The 20618-nt window shown below is 69.0% G+C and carries 12 protein-coding genes; all 12 read left to right on the top strand.

Going from position 1 to position 20618, the window contains the following annotated elements; translation table 11 throughout:
* The first annotated feature begins 29 nt into the window (after positions 1 to 29).
* The 12 genes from pdxH (at position 30) to AC4ELS_RS04930 (ending at position 20618) form a co-directional block, all read left to right on the top strand.
* Positions 30 to 743: a pyridoxamine 5'-phosphate oxidase gene (gene pdxH / locus AC4ELS_RS04985; RefSeq protein WP_499046181.1), complete on the top strand. Its 714-nt coding sequence runs from the start codon at positions 30 to 32 to the stop codon at positions 741 to 743.
* Positions 744 to 806: 63 nt separating this feature from the next.
* Complete coding sequence (locus tag AC4ELS_RS04980) at positions 807 to 2123, top strand: MFS transporter (protein ID WP_448448332.1); 1317 nt, start codon at positions 807 to 809, stop codon at positions 2121 to 2123.
* Between the two features lie 81 nt (positions 2124 to 2204).
* The gene (locus AC4ELS_RS04975) at positions 2205 to 2843 is read left to right on the top strand and encodes a TetR/AcrR family transcriptional regulator (protein WP_110777385.1); all 639 of its coding nucleotides are present in this window, start codon (positions 2205 to 2207) and stop codon (positions 2841 to 2843) included.
* Between the two features lie 467 nt (positions 2844 to 3310).
* Positions 3311 to 3895, top strand: coding sequence for a hypothetical protein (locus tag AC4ELS_RS04970; protein ID WP_448448333.1), 585 nt, complete (start codon positions 3311 to 3313; stop codon positions 3893 to 3895).
* Between the two features lie 4 nt (positions 3896 to 3899).
* Positions 3900 to 6743: a VWA domain-containing protein gene (locus AC4ELS_RS04965; protein ID WP_064878439.1), complete on the top strand. Its 2844-nt coding sequence runs from the start codon at positions 3900 to 3902 to the stop codon at positions 6741 to 6743.
* Positions 6743 to 10291 carry a tubulin-like doman-containing protein gene (locus AC4ELS_RS04960; protein ID WP_498888856.1) on the top strand — a complete coding sequence of 1183 codons (3549 nt, stop codon included), beginning with the start codon at positions 6743 to 6745 and terminating at the stop codon, positions 10289 to 10291. Before AC4ELS_RS04965 ends, AC4ELS_RS04960 begins: the two co-directional genes overlap by 1 nt.
* A gap of 2 nt (positions 10292 to 10293) precedes the next feature.
* Positions 10294 to 12960 (top strand): hypothetical protein, encoded by a 2667-nt coding sequence (locus AC4ELS_RS04955; protein ID WP_499046177.1) that lies wholly within the window; start codon positions 10294 to 10296, stop codon positions 12958 to 12960.
* 2 nt (positions 12961 to 12962) lie between these two features.
* Positions 12963 to 15065, top strand: coding sequence for a SaeA-related protein (locus AC4ELS_RS04950; RefSeq protein WP_064958973.1), 2103 nt, complete (start codon positions 12963 to 12965; stop codon positions 15063 to 15065).
* Entirely contained in the window at positions 15062 to 17548 is a 2487-nt protein-coding gene (locus tag AC4ELS_RS04945) for a GAP1-N2 domain-containing protein (protein WP_499046174.1), read from the top strand. Before AC4ELS_RS04950 ends, AC4ELS_RS04945 begins: the two co-directional genes overlap by 4 nt.
* Positions 17548 to 18474 (top strand): hypothetical protein, encoded by a 927-nt coding sequence (locus AC4ELS_RS04940; RefSeq protein WP_499046172.1) that lies wholly within the window; start codon positions 17548 to 17550, stop codon positions 18472 to 18474. The genes AC4ELS_RS04945 and AC4ELS_RS04940 overlap by 1 nt, the downstream gene beginning before the upstream one ends.
* Positions 18471 to 19625 carry a TRAFAC clade GTPase domain-containing protein gene (locus AC4ELS_RS04935; RefSeq protein ID WP_499046170.1) on the top strand — a complete coding sequence of 385 codons (1155 nt, stop codon included), beginning with the start codon at positions 18471 to 18473 and terminating at the stop codon, positions 19623 to 19625. The genes AC4ELS_RS04940 and AC4ELS_RS04935 overlap by 4 nt, the downstream gene beginning before the upstream one ends.
* Positions 19626 to 20618, top strand: coding sequence for a sensor domain-containing protein (locus AC4ELS_RS04930; protein WP_498888863.1), 993 nt, complete (start codon positions 19626 to 19628; stop codon positions 20616 to 20618).

The raw sequence follows: 20618 nt of genomic DNA, 5'->3' as shown, positions 1-20618 counted from the left end.
GCACCACGTCCAGGCGTAGCGTTACCGCGGTGGCCATACCTTCCGGACCAGCCCCTGAACACGACCAACACGACCTGGCTGCCATGCGTGTGGACTACGTGGAGAAGGACGGCTGCGGCGACCTGGACGTCGACTGGCTCGGCGATGACCCGGCAACCGGTTGGCTGACGCTGTTGCGGACCTGGCTGGCCGATGCGTACCGCGCCGGAGTGGCGGAGGCCAATGCCATGGTCGTGGCCACCACCGACAGCGAGGGAAGACCCGTCAGCCGAACCGTGTTGTGCAAGAGCATGGACGAGGCAGGCATCACGTTCTACACCAACTATGACTCCGCCAAGGGGGCACAGCTGGCCGCGCATCCGTACGCGTCGGCGACCTTCCCCTGGTACCGGCTGGGGCGTCAGGTCCATGTGCGCGGTCCGGTCACCAAGGTGAGCCGTGAGGCCACCCGGGAGTACTGGTCCAAGCGGCCTCGCGGTTCGCAGCTGGGGGCGTGGGCGTCGCAGCAGTCGAGCCCGATCGCATCGCGCCCGGCGCTGCTCGGCCAGCTCGCCGAGGTGACGGCGCGGTTCGCCGACCTCGAAACGGTTCCGGTGCCGCCGAACTGGGGCGGCTACCTGATCGCACCCGAGAGCGTGGAGTTCTGGCAGGGCCGGGAGAACCGGGTACACAACCGAATTCGCGTGATCTTCGCCGCCGGGTCGGCATCGGGTGAGGCGCACGCCGAACGCCTCCAGCCATGAATTTCCCCCGTCGCTTCGCTCGCCACAGGGCGACATCCCCCGTCGCTTCGCTCGCCCGCCGTCGTGCGTAGGTTCTTCGCCGACACCACACCGCTGCGCACCCCGGACTTCCGGCGGCTGTGGGTGGCCGGGATCCCCACGGTCATCGGTGCCAACCTGACCATCTTTGCGGTGCCGGTGCAGTTGTACGTGCTCACCGAGAACTCCGCCTACGTCGGATTGTCCGGCCTGTTCGCGCTCGTCCCGCTGGTGGTCTTCGGCCTGTGGGGCGGAGCCTGGGCCGACGCGATGGACCGCAGGCTGCTGCTGATCATCGCCTCGATCGGCCTGGCCGTGTCGTCGGTGCTGTTGTGGCTGCAGGCCGCGCTGGCGCTGAACAACGTCTGGGTGGTGCTGTGCCTGCTGTCGGTGCAGCAGGCGTTCTTCGCGATCAACAGCCCGACCCGGTCAGCGGCGATTCCACGGATGCTGCCGGGCGAGCAGTTGCCCGCGGCGAACGCGCTGAACATGACGGTCTTCCAGTTCGGGGCGATCGTCGGACCCCTGTTGGCCGGGGTGATGTTGCACTGGGTGGATTTGTCGACGCTCTATCTCATCGACGCCATCTGCTGCCTGGTACCGATCTGGGCCACGTTCCGGCTGGCGCCGATGCCGCCGGCGACCACCGAGGAGGGCGGCTCGCGGTGGGGCCTCACGGCGGTGCTGGACGGTTTCCGCTACCTCGCCGGTAACCGGGTGGTGTTGATGTCGTTCGTCGTCGATCTGGTGGCGATGATCTTCGGGATGCCGCGGGCACTGTTCCCCCAGATGGCACATGAGAGCTTCGGCGGTCCGGTGGAGGGCGGCACGGCCATGGCGTTGCTGGCGGCGGCGATGTCGGTGGGTGCGGTGGCCGGTGGCGTCTTCTCTGGCTGGCTGCCGCGGATTCGTAGGCAGGGGCTGGCCGTGGTCGTGGCGATCGTGGTGTGGGGCGCGGCGATGGCCGGGTTCGGTATCGCCGGTGGTGCGGCAGGCGGCAGCGCCGGGGTGGTGCTGTGGATTGCGTTGGCGTTCTTGGCCGTTGGAGGTGCGGCCGACATGGTGTCGGCCGCGTTCCGGTCGACGATCCTGCAGCAGGCGGCCTCTGACGAGCTGCGCGGCCGGCTACAGGGCGTCTTCACCGTCGTGGTCGCCGGCGGCCCGCGGTTGGCGGACACATTGCACGGCGCGGCAGCGGCGGCGGTGGGCACCACGGTCGCCGCTGCGGGCGGCGGGGCGCTGGTGATCGTCGGTGTGCTGATCGCCGCGCTCGCGGTGCCGGCGTTCGTGCGCTACCGGGTGGGCGCGGCCGGCGCGCAGACGACCGTCCCGCAGGAACAGTCCGAGGCTGACAAAGTATGACGACCGGCGAATGGCACTGAGCGCCACATAGTTGCCGAAATGGACCGAAAAGCAGGCCTTTGAGGGCTAACATCCGATCTCGTGGTTGACGGGATGCGCCAGGCCGAGACCGGACTGCGCGAACGCAAGAAGCAGCGCACCCGGGCGATGCTGATCGAGGCCGCGATAGACCTGTGCGACCGCCAGGGATTCGAGAGCACCACCGTCGAGCAGATCGCGGCGGTCGCAGATGTCTCGCCACGCACCTTCAGCCGCTACTTCGCCACCAAAGATGCAGTGGTGCTGGCGTTCGTCGACGAGGTGATCGAGAGTGTGGCGGTCGAGTTGACGGCGCAACCGGCCGACATCGGCCATCTCGAGGCGGTATACCGCGCTCACGTGCAAGCCTTCCTCAAGACCAAGACCGCGCCGCCGACCCAGCTCACGGCCGATCGGCTGTTGGCCTCGGCGCGCATCGTCACCTCGTCGCCGGCGCTGATGCACACCGCGTCGCAGTTCCGGGCGGATGCGGTCAACGTCGCGTTGACCCGGCGGATGGGCGTGCCCGGTGACGATCGCCGGCTCAAGCTGACGGCCGTGGTGTGGGGCTCGATCATCATGACGGCCATCGCTGAGCTGGGATCTCGGGCCGACTGGGCTTCGGTGAGCGTGGACGACATCGTCGACAAGATCAAGGCGACGTACGCCGATTTCCTCGCGGTCGTCGAGGGCGCGGGATAGCTCGCGGGAGCAATACATCCGGGAATCTTGGCGCACAGCCGAGCCCGCAGATGCGGTTAGGCTCAATCGGCCGCGTACGAATGCGAAGTATCGGCAGTATTCGACGGTTCGGTGGCGCAGGTCAGCGAACGCCGCTGCGCACGGCGGCGCCGGGCCCGATTACCATCGAATCTTCGGATCGTCGACGGCTGGCGATCGCTGTTCGGCGGGGTCAACGAGCAATGGGTGGGGAAAAGCAGATGACAGACGGCTGGCACGGGGACGGCCCGGCTGATCCATTCGGCAACAACCCATTCGGCGGCCCACGACGGGCGATCGCTTCGCCCAACCATGGGGTCGCCGTACAGCCTGCTTCGATAGCATCACGTGGTGCGGTTCGGGGGTCTGGCTTCGCTTTCAGTGGTGGGCATCCCACGCTGCGCCGACCTGGCTCGACCGAGAACTGAAGACGGAAGGATTGGTGGCGTTTGAGCACCCCGAGTCCATTCGATTTCAGCGACTTCGGTCCCCCGGCCCGGCCCGGGCCCTCCGGCCCGCCCGCCGGCCCCGGCGGGCATCCCGCACCAGGTCCGGGTGGGCCCTCGTCGGGTTTCGACCCGTGGGCCGGCGCACCTGCGGCCCAGGCCCAGCCCCAGCGTGCGTCGCACGAGGTCTTCGGGGGGCCGCCTGCCGGCCAACCGATGGGGACGCAGGACGCATTCGGCCAACCCATCACGGTCGGGCCCGGAGCCGCCGCGCTGCGGACCACCGGACCACCGTTGATCTGGTTTGCGGTGGCGCTCGCACTGGCACTGGCCGGAGTGATCATCGCGGTGATCGGCGCGATCATGGGACCGATGATCGTCACGGCGGTCGCGGGTTGGCTGTTGGCCGGGCCGGTGGCCATCGGCGCGCTGGCGGTCTACACACGGGTGGACACCCGGCGCCGCACGGATGCCATCTACTCGGCGCCGAATTGGACGTCGACGCTGTACTGGGCGGTGTTGGCGGTCTGCCTGGTCGGTATCGCCGTCGGGGCCTGGCAGATCGCACTGTGGGCGGGCAGGCTCTAGAGCGATGACGAGGGGATTGCACAGGGGATTTGTGCGCGTCGTCGCCGCGATGGTGCTGGTCGCGCTGACCGGCCTGCTGGGCTTGAGCCTCCCGACGGCGTCGGCGCAGGAATCGGCCGGCGGGGCAAAGCGGTTTGGCGCGTGCCTGGCCGCACAGAAGACCGGTGACCTGCTGTTGCTGTTCGACGAGTCGAGCAGCCTGCAGCAAAGCGACCCACAGGGCGCTCGGGTGCAGGCAGCCCGCTACCTGCTGCAGACCCTGGGACGCTATGTCGGACGGGTGGATGCGGACCTTGAGGTGGCCTCGGCCGGCTTCTCCGACACCTACACCCCGGAACACGACTGGACCCGCCTCACCGACGCCAACGCCGGGGAACTGGCGCAGCAACTGGGCAGCCTGGAGTCCAAGAACACCGGCATCGACACCGACTACTGGACAGCTCTGGACGGGGCGCGTCAGGCGTTGGCGGCCCGCGCCAAGAACACCGAGGGCGGTCAACGCTGCCAGGCGATCGCGTGGTTCTCCGACGGCAAGATCGACTTCACCGCACGCGACGTGGCGAAGCCGTACGCCGAAGGCGTCGATCTGAGCAGCCAGGAAGGGGTCGACCAGGCGCGGCAGCGCGCGATCGAGTCGATCTGCCGGTCCGGCGGCGTGGCCGATCAGGTGCGGTCGTCGGGGATCGTGATGCTCGGCATCGGCCTGGGGGCCACCACGGCGCCTGCGGACTTCGACGTGATGAGTGCGATCAGCACCGGGAAGGGTCTCGCGGGGAAAACCTGTGGGGACAAGACCGATCCGGTGCCGGGTGACTTCTATTCGGTGGCCGACATCGACGACATGCTGTTCGCGTTCGACGCGCTCAACCCGGACCCGGGTATCGAGGGCCAGGGTGCAGTGTGTCAGCTGCAGGTGTGCCCGGAGGCCAAGCACAACTTCGTGCTGGACCGCTCGATCAAGTCGGTGACAATCCTCGGCTCCGGCGACGTGCCCGGCGTGGTGCCCTACCTGGTGTCACCATCGGGGCAGACGGTCGAGTTGCCGCGCAAAGACGGCTCGACCGACATCGACGTCGCGGGCGTCAAAGTGACTTACGAGTGGCTGTCCGAGACCGGGCAGAACATCGTCATGCAGAACACCGGCGGCGGCGAGTGGATCGGCCAGTGGGGCATCGTCTACGTCGACACTGCCGGTAAGCACCCCGACGCGGTGTCGAAGGTCAGCATCCACATCTCCACCGACATCTTCCCGGCACTGGTCAGCAGCGACGGGAAGAAGGGGCCTGACGTCACGTGGCACAGCGGTCAGACCCTGGACGGGGTGACCTTCGGCCTCGTCGACGGGCAGAACAAGCCGATGACGCCCACCGATCTCGTTGGTTCGGCCACGCTGTCGGCGCAGCTGGTGCCCGCCGGGGCCGCACCCATCGAACTGCTCGCCAATGTCCCGAAAGAGGACATCGGCAAACCCGTGAAGGTCGATCTGAGCCAGGTCGAACCCGGCCCGGCCACGTTGAAGATGTCCTTGGTGGTCACCACCGCACCAGCAGTGGACCTGACGGGTGTGCAGGTCGCGCCCGGTACCCAGTTGTCGCCGCAGAACGTCGACGTCAATCTGCAGATCCTGCCGAAGCTGGGCCTGCCGTCGCCGGGCGAGCGGATCGACTTCGGCAGCGTCCAGGCCACGGAGGGAGCAACGGCGTCGCTGAACATCACCGGCCCGGGCTGCGTGTGGATCGCCGATTCCGATGCCGTCACGGTGGAGGCCGGCCCGGAGGGTATCGGCACACCGAAGGTGACCTCGGCGGCGAACTCGCCGGGCAACTGTTTGAAGCTGCAGGAGGGGCAGACCGGGAAGCTGGAGGTCACCCTGCGCACCGAGCAGGACGGGCACGGCGGCCTCAACGGCACGGTCCCGCTGCACGTCGCGGCGCTGGAGAACCCGGACGACTCGCAGACGGTCCAGGTGCCGTTCACGGCATCGCTGATCAAGCCGTTGAGCACCGTCAACTTCGTGCTGGTGCTCATCGCCGCGCTCCTGCTCGGCCCGGGCATCCCGCTGGGGTTGCTGTACCTCTCGAAGTGGTGGGTGAGCAAGATCCCCGACATCCCGCTGTTGGCCGAACGGATCCGGGCCGAGGTGCGCTCGGACATCGCGCTGCGGGACGGTGAACCGTTCGCGATGGTCGACACCGATCTGGTCAACCCGGTACCCGGGCTGGCCGGCGGTACGCGTCGACTCTCGGTGCTGGGAACGACGCTGACCGTGGTGCTGGGCCGCAGCCCGTTCGGCGCGGGCCACGTCAGCGTCGACGCCGGCCACCTGGTCACGACCGGTTCCGAATTGCCGGCCACCGACGCAACGGGCCTGCACGCGGTGCTGCCTCTGGCGGTGCACAACACCTGGGTGGTGTTGCACGACCCCCGTGGGCCGTCCACCGAGGCCGAAGTGCTGTTGCTGGTCAGCGGCAACACGGATATCGCGGCGCGGGAAAAGCTCTACGAAGAGGTGGCGCGCCGGCTGCCCGAGGTCCTCAACGGCCTGCGGTTGCGGGCCGTCCAGGCCGGGCTGGCGTCACCGCACGACGATGCCGGTCCGGGCGCATCCCCGTTCGGTGACACCGCCGTGGGAGCGCCGGTCGGCTATGACCCGTTCGCCGACGGTGCACAACCGTCGGGACCGCCGTCGATGGGCCCGCCTCCGATGGGACCGCCCTCGGGTCCGCCGCCTTCGGGACCCCCGCCGATGGGCCCGCCGCCGTCCGGGCCCGGACCCGGTCGGCCTGGGCCGGCCCAGCCACAGCGGTATGACAGCGATCCGTTCAATCCGTTTGGAGAAGGAGCCTGATGCGACGATTCCTGGTAGTGGGATGCGGCGGTTCGGGTGGCGCCACGTTGGCGTTCATGATGGACCAGCTTCGCTCCGAGCTGCACGCCGCCGGCGTCGACAAGGTGCTGTCGGGTTGGCAGTTCGTGCACATCGACGTGCCCAGCGCCGCCGAATCGGGGCCTGAGGGTCTCGCCAACGTGCCCGCGCAGGGCGGCAGCTACATCGGTTGTGGTCCGCAGGGCAGCAGCTACGCGATCCTCGACGGCGCACTGTCGCAGCGGCTGGCCGCCGACGGTGCGCTGGACGCCATCGCCACCTGGGCGCCGCGCAATCCGCAAGAGGTGACCAACCCGATCTCGGCAGGCGCGGGGCAGTACCGCGCCATCGGCCGGATGATCACGCTGAGCAAGGCCAGTGAGATCCATGCCCGGCTGCAGGCGGCCTGGGACGCCTTGTTCCGGGTCGAGACCATCTCGGAGATGTCGACGGTCAGCGTGCCCGGCATGGGCCGGTTCGACCCCAACGAGCCGCCGCTGGTGCTCGTGGTGTCGTCGATGGCCGGCGGTGCGGGCGCGTCGATGGCGCTGGACATCTGCCGACTGCTGACCCTCGTCACCGGCCTGGACCCGAAGCTGATGGGCGTCTTCATGGTGACCCCCGACATCTTCGAGTCACTGCCGGAGAGCGCGCGGATCGGTGTCCGGGCCAACGCGTTGGCCATGCTGGGCGAGATCGTCGCCAGCCAGACCGGCGCGGCCCGTGAACACGACGTGCGCATCCTGCGGGCGTTGGGCCAGCATCACGGTGACGGCGAGCCGATCCCGTTCGCCCGCGTCTTCCCGGTGGGCCGCTACATCGGCGCCGACCGCACGCTGTTCGGCGACGGCTCCCAGTACGCGGTGTACCGCGGTCTGGCCCGCGGCTTGGCCGGCCTGATGATGAGCGGTAAGGCCAGCGACCAGTTCGTGTCCTACGACCTCGGCAACACCGCGTCCCCGACCGGGGACCGCGACGTGCTCGGTTGGGGTATCTCGTCGTGGGATGTGTTGCCGTGGGGCACCTACGGTTTCTCCAGCCTGAGCATGGGACGGGACCGCTACGCCGAGTACGCCGCGCAGCGACTCGCCCGCAGCTGTGCCGACAAGCTGTCGTTCGGGCACCTGCAGGCAGGCAATCCGGCGTCCAGCAACGAACAGCTGGACACGCTGCTGAGCAGCCAGTGGCAGGCGCACTGCAACGAGCTGCGGATGCCGGCCGCGGCCGGCGACGAGCAGGCACGCGTCGGCATCCTGGGCAACTGGATCGCCAACGGCGCCTTCCCGCCCGAGGCGGTGTCCTCCACCGTCAACGGGCTGATCGAGCGGCAACTGCGCGGCTACCTGCCCAACCCCCAGGGCATGTCCGCCGAGCAGTGGGTGCCGGTGTTCCGTCAGGCCGTGATGAACCGACGCGCCGACCTGGCCCGGGCCTGCTCCGAGACCGCGTACGCGATGGTGTTCTCCTGGCACCGGGAGTTCGCCGACCAGGTCGAGCAGATGGTCGGTACCGCGGCTGCCTCGCTCGGCCTGCCCTACGCTCGCGAGCTGATCGACCGGCTGCGCCTGCACCTCGACAGCGTGCTGGCGCCCGGCATCGCGCAACTCGGCGCCATGGGCCCGCCCGATATCGTCGCGATCCCTCCGCAGGTCGACGCGGCCCTGCGGTCGCTGCGCGGCGTGATGACCAACGCCGACCAGGTGCTGGGCATCGCACTGGACGGTTTCCGGTCGACGGTGCGCCGACAGCTCTACGCCGACGCCGCGGCCCGGATGGCCGACGTGCTGCGGGTGATGGGCGCCGAATTGCTGGCGCCGCTGCGCGATGCGCTGGGCGAGGCGATGATCCTGCTGGAGAAGGCCCGGTCCGAGCCGCCGTCAGACGTCGGCCTGGCCCGCCTGTCCACCGACCAGTACGTGGCGTGGCCGTCCGACGCCGATGAGCTCGTGCCCTCACGGTTCGCCGAAGCCAACAACGAGGTGCTGCTGATCAGCTCCTCGGCGTTCAAGCAGCGCTACGAAACCGATCTGCCCAAGGCGGTGGGCGGTTCGAACGCGATGATTCCGTTGCGCACCGCCGTCGACGACGCCACCACCCGGGTGATCCTCGGACTGTGGCAGACCACCGGCGGCACGGCAGCGCCGGGCGGGCTCATCGAACGCACCGCGACGTGGGTGACCCGGGCACTGGGGACCGATCCGGAGAACGGGCGGCCGCGGGTGCCGTCGATGGCGCAGTTCGACGTGCACACCCGGCCCGCCGAACTGCTCGCGCGGGCCCGGCTCTACGTGGGGCGGCCCGGCGAGTCGTTCGAGGAGTTCTGCAAGGTCTCGTTGCGTGACTACGTGCAGGGCGCGGGCGCCTCGGAATCGGAGCTGGTCAATCGGCGTCGCGACATCGACACCAAGTTCGCCGAGGCCCTGTCGCTGGCGCGGCCGCTGGCCAGTGTCAACGATCAGGCGTTGCAGCGGGTGCACCCCGGCCAGCAGGTCGAGTACCGGTACAAGTTCTCCGAGATCCCGTTCGCCGGCCAGCCTGTGGCCGAAACGTTGGCCGAGGTGCTGCGCGCCAACCCGCGCATCGACCAGGCCACCAAGGACAACTACGGCCGGTCCCTGTCCGACGAGGACAGCGTCACCCGTATCGACATCTTCGGGTCCTACCCGAACTACTCGCCGCTGGTGTTCGATTCGGTGCTCAAGCCGGCCGCGCAGCAATGGGCGCAGACCGCCGGTCCGGGCCGGGGGGCGTTCTGGCGGTACCGCCGTTCGCGGCCGTTGTCGGCGTCGCTGCCGATGACCGACGCCGAACGGCGCACCATGACCGCGGGGTGGTTCCTCGGGCAGATGCTCGGACGGATCCAGATCCCGGCGTCGCCGTTCACCGATCCGGTGCGCATCTACGACGGCGACGACAACCAGTGGCTCGGCTTCCCGAACCCGCTGCTGACTCCGCCGTCGGCGTTCACCGCGTCCTACGATTGGCTGCCCGCCGTGCTGGAGTCGAGCCTGCTGGCCATCGCCACTTCACATGAACCGCCGGTGATGCGATCGCTGCGGCCGTACACGGTGCTGCGTGCGCTCTATGACTCGCACAGCCAGGACCCGGCCAGCGGCATCGTCGAACTGTCGGCGGCGGCACTGGTGCGGGAGTTCCTCAAGTCCGGAACGTCCGGTCCGGGGATCACTTCCCGGGTCGGGCCGATCGCGGCCGCGCAGACCGCCGAGGATCGGCAGGCAGCCGCCGAAACGTGGTTGGGCAACGTCCGCGACGTCGCGGCCCAGTACCTGCCGGCCGACACCCCCGGGGCTACTCCCGATGGTGCGTTCACGACCGTCGCCACCCGGTCCAAGGCGGCCAAGACGCCGATCTTCCGTGACCTGGCGCCCGATGTCTTCTGGGCGACCGAGGCGCTGATCAAGCTGTTGCAGCGCGAGGGTGCGGCGTTGGCTCAGGGGGAGACGGCCGGTGCGGGCGCGTTCTTCGATGACGGCGGCTCGGTCGTCATCCCCGACGGGGGGACGTTCTGACGATGTCGCTGCCCGGGACAACTCCGACCGCCGCGCCGCAGCGGGCGTTGACGGTGCTGCTGGCACCCCGCCCACAGACCGAGGAGATCCTGTCCGTCCTGGTGGATTACTCCGCGGTCGGTCTGATCGGGCCGTTCGTGTGGGTCGACGCCGCCGAGGTCGGCGACAGCTCCACGCACGGAACGCTGGTTCGCGACGGACAGGGCGAGCCGGTGGTGTTGCAGCAGATGCTGACCGGTGAGCGCTATGACCGGATCCGGATCGCAGTGCTCGTCCCGGTCGACGTGCCGGCGACCGATCGGGTCCCGCTGGCGGTCGAGCAGGCGGTGGAGCAGACCGTCCGCAGCAGTTCGATGGGTGCCCCGATCAACCTGCTGCGGCTGTTGTTCACCCGCGGCGACGCGATCCCCACCACTCCCGATCTGGCATTGGTGCTCGAAGGCTGGCACAACCTGTTGATCGCGCCGGAAGATTCGGCGGCGCCCGGTCTGGGTGCGGTGGCCTGGGGCCGGCTCACCGATCCGTTGGATGTGGCGCAGTTCGCCGCTCCGGTGGTGGCCGGCGTGACGGGGTTGTGGGCCGGCGTGGACCAGGGTCCCTTCGACACGTTGGAGATCCTGCCCGGGCAGACGGTACGCGCGGTGCGGGCGTTCTATCGGTGGCTCGACACCGATGGCGTGGAGGAAGGCCTGCGGGCGCACCTGTTCGACCCGACGGGCCGGCTGCCGCTGCCCCGCGGCGGCCAGGTGCCGGTGGTCTACGTCGAGGATGTCCCGACCGCCGCCCAGTCGATGGCGCGCGCGTTGTGGACGAAACACCGTGACGTGCTGCGCGGTCCGAGGATCGCGGCGACCGCAGGCCCGGAGCAGGCCATCTCGATCTGGGCCGCGATGAAGATGTTCCTCAAGTTCATGGGTGCGGCCGTTCGCAGTGCGCCCGCGGCGTGGTGGTCGGCCGTGATGGGGACGGTCACCTCGGCGGTGGTCACCACGGTGCAGAGCACCGTCTTCGGCCGTACCGACTCTGCGTTCGCCGTGGTCGCCGACACCACCCAGTCAGACTGGCAGGACCTGGGGCGCAGCGCGGAAACCCTGAGCAACGCCCTGGGCGGGCAGCCGGAACATTTCGCCCAGCAGGACATGAGCGGGTTGTGGACCGACTTCGTCAACGGCGCACTGACTTTGGCCGATGGAGGCCGCCGCGCCGGCGGGCTGGAGCCTGTCCAGGTCGGTGCGGCCATCGGGGTGGTCTACAATGCCGCCGACGTGGTGCCGAGTGCGGCTGAGCGTTTCCAGGGCATTCCGACGTCGCTGGCGGCGGTGATCGGCGTCAGCTCGGTGGAGGGCGCCGACGTGCTCGGTGCGGCCAACCTTCGGGATCGGCTGCAGCGCGCGTACTCCGACCCGGCTGCCGGTGTGGAAGCCCGGAACACCGGCACCGAGCTCGATCGCTGGCAGGCGTCCGTCACGAAAAGCTATGCCTGGCAGGTCAGCTCGATCCTGGCCGATTTCATGCACCGGGGCCGTGCCGAAGTGGCGGATCTGGTGTCCCAGATTCAGACTCTGGCGAACCGCGGGGCGGTCGACGAGCGGCTGAAGGCGCGGCAGCAGGCCATCAGCACCATCCTCAAGACGTTCACCTGGGCGTTGCTGGCCGTGCTGGTGATCCTGATCGGTGTGGCCGCCATGGACTGGGTGCGTTGGAAGTTCGCCCTGGCCACCGGCGGAGCCCTGATCGGCCTGTACATCGTCGTGTCGATGGCGTTGTTCCTGCTCGGTCAGAGAGACCTGTTCGCCGAGATGAACATGCGCAAATCGCAGGCGGCCGAACTGGACGCCCTGCAGGCGAACCTACGTACCGCATTGCAGGACGTGGGCCGGTTGTCGACGGCTTACGGCCAGCTGCTGGCCTGGTGCAGGACCTTGGGCACGGTCCTGCGGGCGCCCTTCGGTGCGCCACCGCCGGCACGCCCGCCGGTCGGTCAACTCGCCGCGGGGCTGCCGCGGTCCACCCAGGTCGGGGTGGCGATGGCGTCAACGGAGCAGGCCGACAACGCCATTCACGGCATCCAGAGCCGGCTCTATGCGTTGGGCTGGCTGAGCAAACCGTGGGAGGACATGGTGGGCGAGGCGGCCGCGCGGCTGCGTGAGGAGCCGACGGCGTTGTTCAAGCAGCCAGGTGTCGGCTCGTCCTCGGGTCTCGACCAGTGGTCTCAGGCGGTGATCGGCGGCCGGGTGAAACCCACTGGCGCCGACGCGCTGTGGGCCCGGGTGGAGCACATGTTCAACGACAGCGGGACTGGGGTGAGCGACACGCTGACCCGAAACGTCCTGGTGCCCACCATCGGTCGGCAGGTGCCCGCCCAGCAGTTCAGCGCCGGCATCACCGATCACCGGCCCGGTCATGCGGCCCCGTTCGACGCGTCGCTGTTCACGCATGCCGCTGTGACGGCGGGCCGTTCGGCGGTCGCGGTGGACAAGGTGACCGTCAACCGGCGCGGGCTGGGCTACCGGGCGGTTGTGGTGCAGGCCAGCGACGGTCTGCCGCCGTATGACTTCGCGTTGTTCGAGACTCCGGTGGCGGTCATGCCCGGCGTCGAGGACGAGCCGACAACGATGATCAGCCGGGCCGACCTTGGTGTGCCGCCCGGGGAGGACATGGTGTTCTAGCGATGAATGATCCACGTCCCGCTCCCGACAACGACGACGATCCGCGGTTGGCGCCGCTGCTGGCCTGGCGTCAGCAGTTGCTCGACTCCGGGGTCGTGGCTGCCCGCAGCTTCAAGGAAGCCCATGTGCGCCTGGTGCTGCGGTCGGGTTGCACCGATGTCGAACGGATCCGGGCCATGCTGCCGGGGTCGGTGGCCGAGCACGCCGAGGACATGGCCCGGGTGCTGGCCGAGTTGGGTGATGCAGGCCGTGGGCCCGACGCCGCTTCGGGGCGGCACCGCTCCGGCGAATCCGTAACCGAGTCCGTGACCGAAACCGTCGAGACGCCGGCCCCGCCGGCTTCGTCGCCCGCCCCGCCGGTGTCTCCCGCGCCGGCTCCGTCGGCCGAAACCGTGCCACCGCCTCCTGCGCCGGTCGAAATGCCCTTGAGCGCAGCCGATTTCGCGCCGTTCGCGTTCGGTGCCCAGCAGCCGCCGAGTCACAACATCGCGTTGCGGCGACGCCCGGATGGCGCCGCGCTGGACCTGAGCTGGCCGCCGTACGAGTCGGCTGAACCGGTGGTGCTGTACCGCCTGGTCAGCGCCGAGGGTGACGCACCGTATGCGCCGGACCGGGCTGACCTGGTGGCCGCCACCGCAACCCCGTACGCCGAGGACGCCCGGCCCGCCACTTCTGCAGCCAGGCATTTCCAGGTGTGGGTCAATGTCGGGTCGTCGCGTGCCGATGCGCTCGCCGCCCAACCGGTGCTGTACGCCGCAGGGGTACTGGTCAGCCCGCTCACCGCCTTCGACATCCGGGAGGATTCCGGACGGGTCATCGGGCAGTGGGCGGTGCCGACCGGGGTGAGCGCGGTGTTCGTCTACCGCATCCCGGCCGAAGAAGCGGGCCGCGACGGCCCTCAGTACCGGATCCTGGCCGACAGCGCCAACCTCTCCGGGTTCATCGACACCGACACCGTTCGCGGGCAACGCTATCTGTACCGGGCCCGGTGCGCGGCCACCGTGGACGGCGTGCTGCGACTGTCCGAAGCGGTCGAGGTCGACGTCGCGGTCTCTGCGGTGTTGGAGCCCGTCACCGACCTGGCGGTGGTGGCCGGTGGCGACGGCTCGGTGTTCGACCTGACCTGGACGCCTCCGCCCGCCGGGCGTGTGGTGATCTACCGCAGCGAGAACGGGCCCAACGCCGGCGCCGATTCCGCCGAACTGTCCGAGGACGCCCTCGAACAGGTGGGGCTCACGCCCGAGCTGCAGCTGACGCAACCGGTGGTCACGCGGCACACCCCGGACGGCAGGCCGGAGTCGGTGTTGGTCGCGGTGTCGTGGCCGGCCGACTGGAGCCGTGCCTACCTGACCCCGGTGACGTTGCTCGGCGGGCGTGCACTGCTGGGCAAGACGCTGTCCTCGGTGCGCACCGGCACCATCACCGACATCGAGCTGGCCGAGTACTGCAACAAACAGGTGCTGACCTTCGACTGGCCTGACGGCGCCGCCGGCGTCGTGATGTACCTGGCTCCCAAGGGCCACGATCCGCGTGACGGGCTCACCGGCAAGTCGTTCGAGATCTCGCTACAGGAGTACGAGAAGTACGGCGGCATGCAGTTGACCGGGCAACTGCCTGTGGGCGGCTGCTCGCTGCACCTGGCACCGGTGGCGTTCTCCGGCGGCCGGCGTGTCACCGGCACGGTCACCAGCACCGAGTACGCCGGGCTGCTCCGGCTGCAGTACGCCGTGCAGGTTGTCCGTGACCCCAACGGTTTTCCGGTTTCCGCCACGATCGCGATGCGCTCCGAACATGACCTGCCGGGATCTCCGGCTTTCGTGTTGGTCAACAATCCGCAGCGGATTCCGCTCGGCGTACATGACGGCCAGGCCGTCGACGTGGCGCCGCTCACCGAGCAGGGCCAGATCGGCGACCGGCCCTCCAAGGAGTTGCGCTGGACAGCTCTCACGACGACCGGCACGGGCGAGCTGTGGGCCGCTGACGTGCGTGGCTTGCAAGGATGGATCAGGTTGTTCGTGAACACCCCCACGCCCGCGCGGCTCCGCGTCATCGCTCTGCTCGACCCGCCGGTGGAGACCCTGCGACTCACCCCGCCGGCGCGATGACCACTCGCTACGGCCAGTTGGCCTACACGTCGTTCGACAAGGTCGGGTCCGCCGGGGGCTGGCAGGTCAAGGAGTCCACCGGAGCGTTGACCGCCGACGAGACACAGCAGTTGATCGCCGGTGTGCGCACGGTGTTCCATCCGGTGGAGCCGTTACCCGCGTACCCGACACCCGAGCAGTTGGAGAGCGGTCCGCGCCGGCTGGCCTACCGCCCGCTAGACAGCGGCGCGGTCGGCTACTGGCATTCGATTCCGGCCGGGTCCGACAGCACCGGCCGGCCGGGCAACGTGTTCGCGCACGTGTTGCTGGACCGTCACCCCGATGCCGCGCGCCGGCCGATCGAATGGTGGCGGTCGGCCCAATGGCTGCGGCCGTACGGACCTGCGGCGGTTTCCCGCGCGGTCCTGCCGCCGCGCGCCCCGGAGCCGGGTGCGGTGGTGACGAAGGACAGCGTGATCGCGTTCGCGCTCGATCCGGCCACGTGGCGCCTGACCACCTTGTTCGGGCTGCTGGATGCCGTCGTCGCCGCGCTCGCCGGTGGTCCGGCGGTGGTGTTCGGGGCTGAGTCACCCGAATCGGCCGCGCAGTGGATCGGGTTGGTCAGCTTCCTGATGTCGTCGGGGACCGCAGCGGACTTGAGTTTCTCCACCTTCGACCGAGCCGATCAGCTGGCCCTGGCGCTGCAGAGCGGCCAGCATCTGACCGCGGTGCCGATCGGGGACCTGGGCGCGGTTCCGCCGGGAGTCGTCGGTATCGGGGAGACCGAGCTGATCTCGCTGGGTGAACTGGGCGGGGAGCCGCACCGCACCGCGGCCGGGCAGACCATCGAGGTCACCCCGTGGTCGGCCATGGCACAGGTTGTGTTGCTGGATCCGGCGTCGGCGCGGACCCTGCTCGACGACATCGACCGGTTCGCCGCGGAGGTGTCCGATGCCGGATTGCATCCGGCGTGGCCGATGGCGATGGCGGTGACGGCCAACGCGGAGTTCGCCGACGCGATCGACGAGGCACACGACGTCATCACCACGTATTCGCCGCCGGGGGTGCCCGCGGGATCTGCCGCGGCCCGGACCATCGCCGGGGTCCTGGGCGAGGTGGTGGGCACGACGACCGCCGAGGCCTGGCAGGCGGTGCAGAACCTCGCAGGTGGTGCCGCCGCAGACTTCGCCGACGTCAGCTATCTGTGCCGGGCGCTCGGTGACGACGCCTGGCTGGCGCAGCCCGGACCGATTCCGCTGGGGCCGAGGGTGTTTCACGGAAAGGTGACGCCGGTCGAGGTGCAGGGGGCGATCGGGCAGGCGCTGCAGCGGGCCCGCGACACCGGACCCGAGCGCGTGCTGAAAGTGGTGGACATGCTGCTGCGGGCCGGTGTGCGGGACGACCGGCTGGTGCCGGCGTTGCGTGGTGACGTGGTGGCGCAGCTCGATGATCCGTCGCGCGCCGCCGACCTGACCCGACGCCTCGGCGCCGAGGGCAAGCTGACATTGGCCGCCGCGCTGCTTCGCACCTCGGGCGGCGACGTGGCGGCCGGGGCCATCGGCGACGGCCTGCTGGACTGGCTGGTCGAGGGAGTCGATTTTCCCACCGCCGCAGAGCTTTCCCGGGCGCAGCCGTGGGATTTGGGCTGGACCCGCGCGGCGGTGCGCGGAGTGCGTGCGGTGCGGCGTGGCCCGTCCGCCCCGGGTGATCGTGTGGCCGAGCTCTGGTGGCTGGGTGTGTCGGGCTCGCCCCGGTTCGTCCAGGTGGCGGGCGACACCGTCTGGGATCCAGCAGATCTGCTGGCCGTCGTGGGCGACGGCGCACTGCCCGGCGCAGCGGCGGTCCGCACGCTGCTGGGTGCCCCCGACTCTCCCGAGCTGAACCAGTTGGCCGCCAAGGTGATCGACGGCAATGACGACAGTGCTGCCGTCGCGCATGCCGCGGTCCGGCACATCACCCCGCAGCAGTGGATGCAGCAGCGCTATGTGGACACCCATCAGCGGGCCTACCTCCCGTTCTGGGAGCAGACACTGACCACGGCCCGGCCGGGTGAGGTACACCGTGATTTCCTGGCTGGTCTGCTGACCTTCGCGGTGTTGGGAACCATTGCCGGCCAGCCCTTCCCGGACAGCTGCCACACGCTGGCTGCCGATCCGGACCTCGCCGCCGACGCGGTACGCCGAGTGCTCCCGCTGGTGGACGGATACGAGATCGCGCCGCACGTGGTGCTGGCCGTCAGCCTGCTGCACACCGTGGCTGCCGAGGACACCGAGATTCCGGTCAGCGGTGTCGAGGCGGTGCTGGCGCAACTGGCCGAGCAGGTGGCAGCACCGCTGCAGAATGACGACCACGAGGTCGAAGGGGTGGCGGCGCTGATGGCGCAGATGTCCGGAGACATGTCCGACGGCGCGCTGCGCCGATACCGAAAAATGGTGAGCAGGCTGTTGACGCGCCGCGCTGATGCACAACCGTCGCTGGCAGCCCGACTGCGGGGGAGCCGCTGATGCCGATCTATGTAGTGGGTGCACGCAACCAGCGTGTCCAGATTCCGAATCAGGCACTAACAGTGTCGATTACCGGCGCGGTCGGAGGTGCCGCGCTGGAAGTGCAGGGTGGGCCGGACCAGCCGGTGGTGCGTTCGACGGCTCACCAGGCGGTGCTGCCGAGCCTGACCGGGCCGGTCACGATCGTGGTGCGCCCGGTCGGCGCGGACCGATTCAATTCCGGCACGCTCATCCACCTGGCGATCGCACATGACAACCCCGGTGATGTCGACCCGGTGCAGGTGATGTTCGATCCTGTCGATGTCGGCGGCGACACGGTCGTCACCTTCGCTGCGCTCACCCCGAACGGCACCCAGATCGAGGTGGCCGTGAGCGCGGTGGCCGATACGCCGATGAGCCCGTTGGCATCCGCGGCCCGGACGTCTGCACGCAAGGTCACCGGCCGGGGCCCGGGGAACTCCGGCGGCTCGGTGGTGCTGGCTCTCGACACGTCGGCGTCGATGCGGCGATGGTTCGCCGACGGCAGTACGTTCGCGGCGGCCGACATCGTGGTCGGGGTGGCCGATGCGCTCGGGCTACGGGACGTATCGGCGGTGTTGGTCGGCGCCGAGGTGACCCCGGTACCGGCCGGCGATGCCGCCGCTTTGGTGGAGGCCCTGCGCGAGGCCGAACCTCGATGGTCGGCGGGTGCCCGGTGGTCGCGGTTGCCTGCCGGCTCGGCGCGCACCGTCATCTGTTCCGACTTCCCCACTCTTGCTGTGCGACAGCAGTTTCCGGTACTGGCGCTGTCCAACGACCGGCGCCTCGACGCGGACGGTGCGCGGCTGCCATCGCCCCGCTCGGGTAACGAGGCCGGGGCCGAGCTGCTGGCGCATCCGCCGGTGCTGGACCGGATCACAGCGGCGTTGGTGCGGGCGCTGAAGTGACGAAATGCCCGCGCTGCTTCTCGGTGCTGAATCCGAACCACTTCCTGTGGACGTTGATTCCGCAGCCGGGCGCGCCTCGCTACCGTGATGACGTGGCGTCGGCCTTTCTCGGCGCGCCCGCCGAGTGCGGTCCGCTCTACACCTGGACCAATCAGGGCCACGGCGGTCCGCCACCGACGACAGCGGACGCCAGCCGCGCATTGCAAGGGCCGGCGGTCGAGATCTGCACGGTGTGCCACTACACGCTGCCCGAGGGGTGGCGGCACGGGCATGCGATCTGCATCGCGATGGCGGGGGCTCGCGCCACCGGCAAGAGCCTCTACATAGCGGTTCTGGTCAAACAGCTGGAGCTGCTGTGCGAACGGCTCGGGGTGTCAATGGAACCCGTCAGCCGGGCCACAGCACAGGCCTACGAGGCGAATTACGAGACCCCGCTTTTCGTGCAGCGGGGGTTGATCCCTCCGACGCCGACGATGCACACCCAGGCATCGAGTCAGCGGGAGCCGCTGGTGTTCTCGATCGGCGGCTGGCACGGGATTCGGCGGTTCCTGGTGCTGCGCGATGTGGCCGGGGAGGACATGGAATCCGGCGACCTGCACACGCCGCCGTTCCGGTTCTTCGCCAACGCCGACGCGGTGTTCTTCATGTTCGATCCTCTGCGGGTCCAGACGATCCGTGATCAGTTGCGAGACCTGTTGCCGGCGCAGCAGTTCAGCGGCGGCGATCCCCGGTCGGTGCTGAACAACCTGTTGATGGCGGTGGGGCAGGGGCAGCCGAAGCTTGCGGTGATCCTGTCGAAGTTCGATGCGCTGCGGACATTGCGGAATGTCGAGGGCTCCGAGTGGAGCATGATCATGTCCAACACCGGCGCGGCGTATCTTCGCGATACCTCCGATTCACCGCGCTATGACGAGCTCGGCGGACAACTGTTGCATGAAGAGGTCCGGAGCCTGCTGACCCGGCTGCACGGCGGCGCGATCGTGGCCGCGGTGGAGAATCCGTCGACGGGAATAGTGTTGCCGCACCGCTATTTTGTGGTGTCTGCGCTCGGGCAGCCGCCCAGCGGCAACAAGCTGCATTCCCGGGGGATCGCGCCGTTCCGGTGCGCCGACCCGATCCGGTGGGTCACCTCGAGCTTCGGGGTGTTGTAGGTGACCACTCAAGATCCGTTCGGGGGCAACCCGTTCGGACAGAATCCGTTTGGCCAGTATCCGCCCCCGGGGCAGCCCCCGTACGGAGGTCCGCCGATGGTCCCGGCGGGTCCGCCGCCGAATGACGAGGCCAATACGTTGGCGACGTTGTCGGTGGTGTTCGCGTTCGTGTTCGCCCCGGCGGGCGCGGTGTTGGGTCATCTGGGACTGTCGCAGATCAAGCGCACCGGCCAGCGGGGTCGTGACCGCGCGCTGGTGGGGTTGAGCCTGTCATACGCGTTGATCGTGGTTGCCGTTGCGGCGCTGGTGATCTGGGCGGTGATGCCGAGTTCTTCGACTACCACGACAGCCGAGACGACAAAGAGGACCACGGCTCCCGTCACTACAACGACAACGACGACGACGACACCGGCGCCACCGCCGCTGGTCACCGAGGCTCAATTGGCGGGCTTACTCCCGAGCCCGGCCGAGATGCAGGAGATCACGAAGAACCCGGAGTTGGTCGCCGAGGAGAAGAACATGGATGTCGGCCTGCCTGCTACCCATACGTACAGTCCGGTCGAATGTGCCAGTTCGTTCAGCATGTTCACACCACTGCCGTTCGAGAACAGCGGTTACGTCAAGACCGCGGGAGTCGCACAGTTCGACGGCTTCGATATGGAGGCGTACGAAGGGGTGGCGATGTTCGCTGATGGCGCGACGGCGCAACGCGCGCTCGCCCACTACGTCGAACTGTGGCGTGGGTGCGCCGGCAAGGCGTTGAAGTGGACGGTCGAAGACGGCCGTTCCACGAACTTCGTGCTAGGTGGCCCGGAGGACAAGAAAGACGGAATCATCGCGTTGCGCAGCAGCAATCAGGGATCGGAAGTGTGGATGCTGCGTGCAATCGGCGTCAAGGCCAACGTTCTCGTGGATTTGCACATCATGGGGCTGGGACTGACCGATGAGGCGGTCACCGTGGTCAAACGAATCTTCGACAGAATTCCGGGTTGA

This window comes from Mycobacterium shunyiense (assembly GCF_058270035.1).
This window is presented reverse-complemented; position numbering and strand designations above follow the sequence as displayed.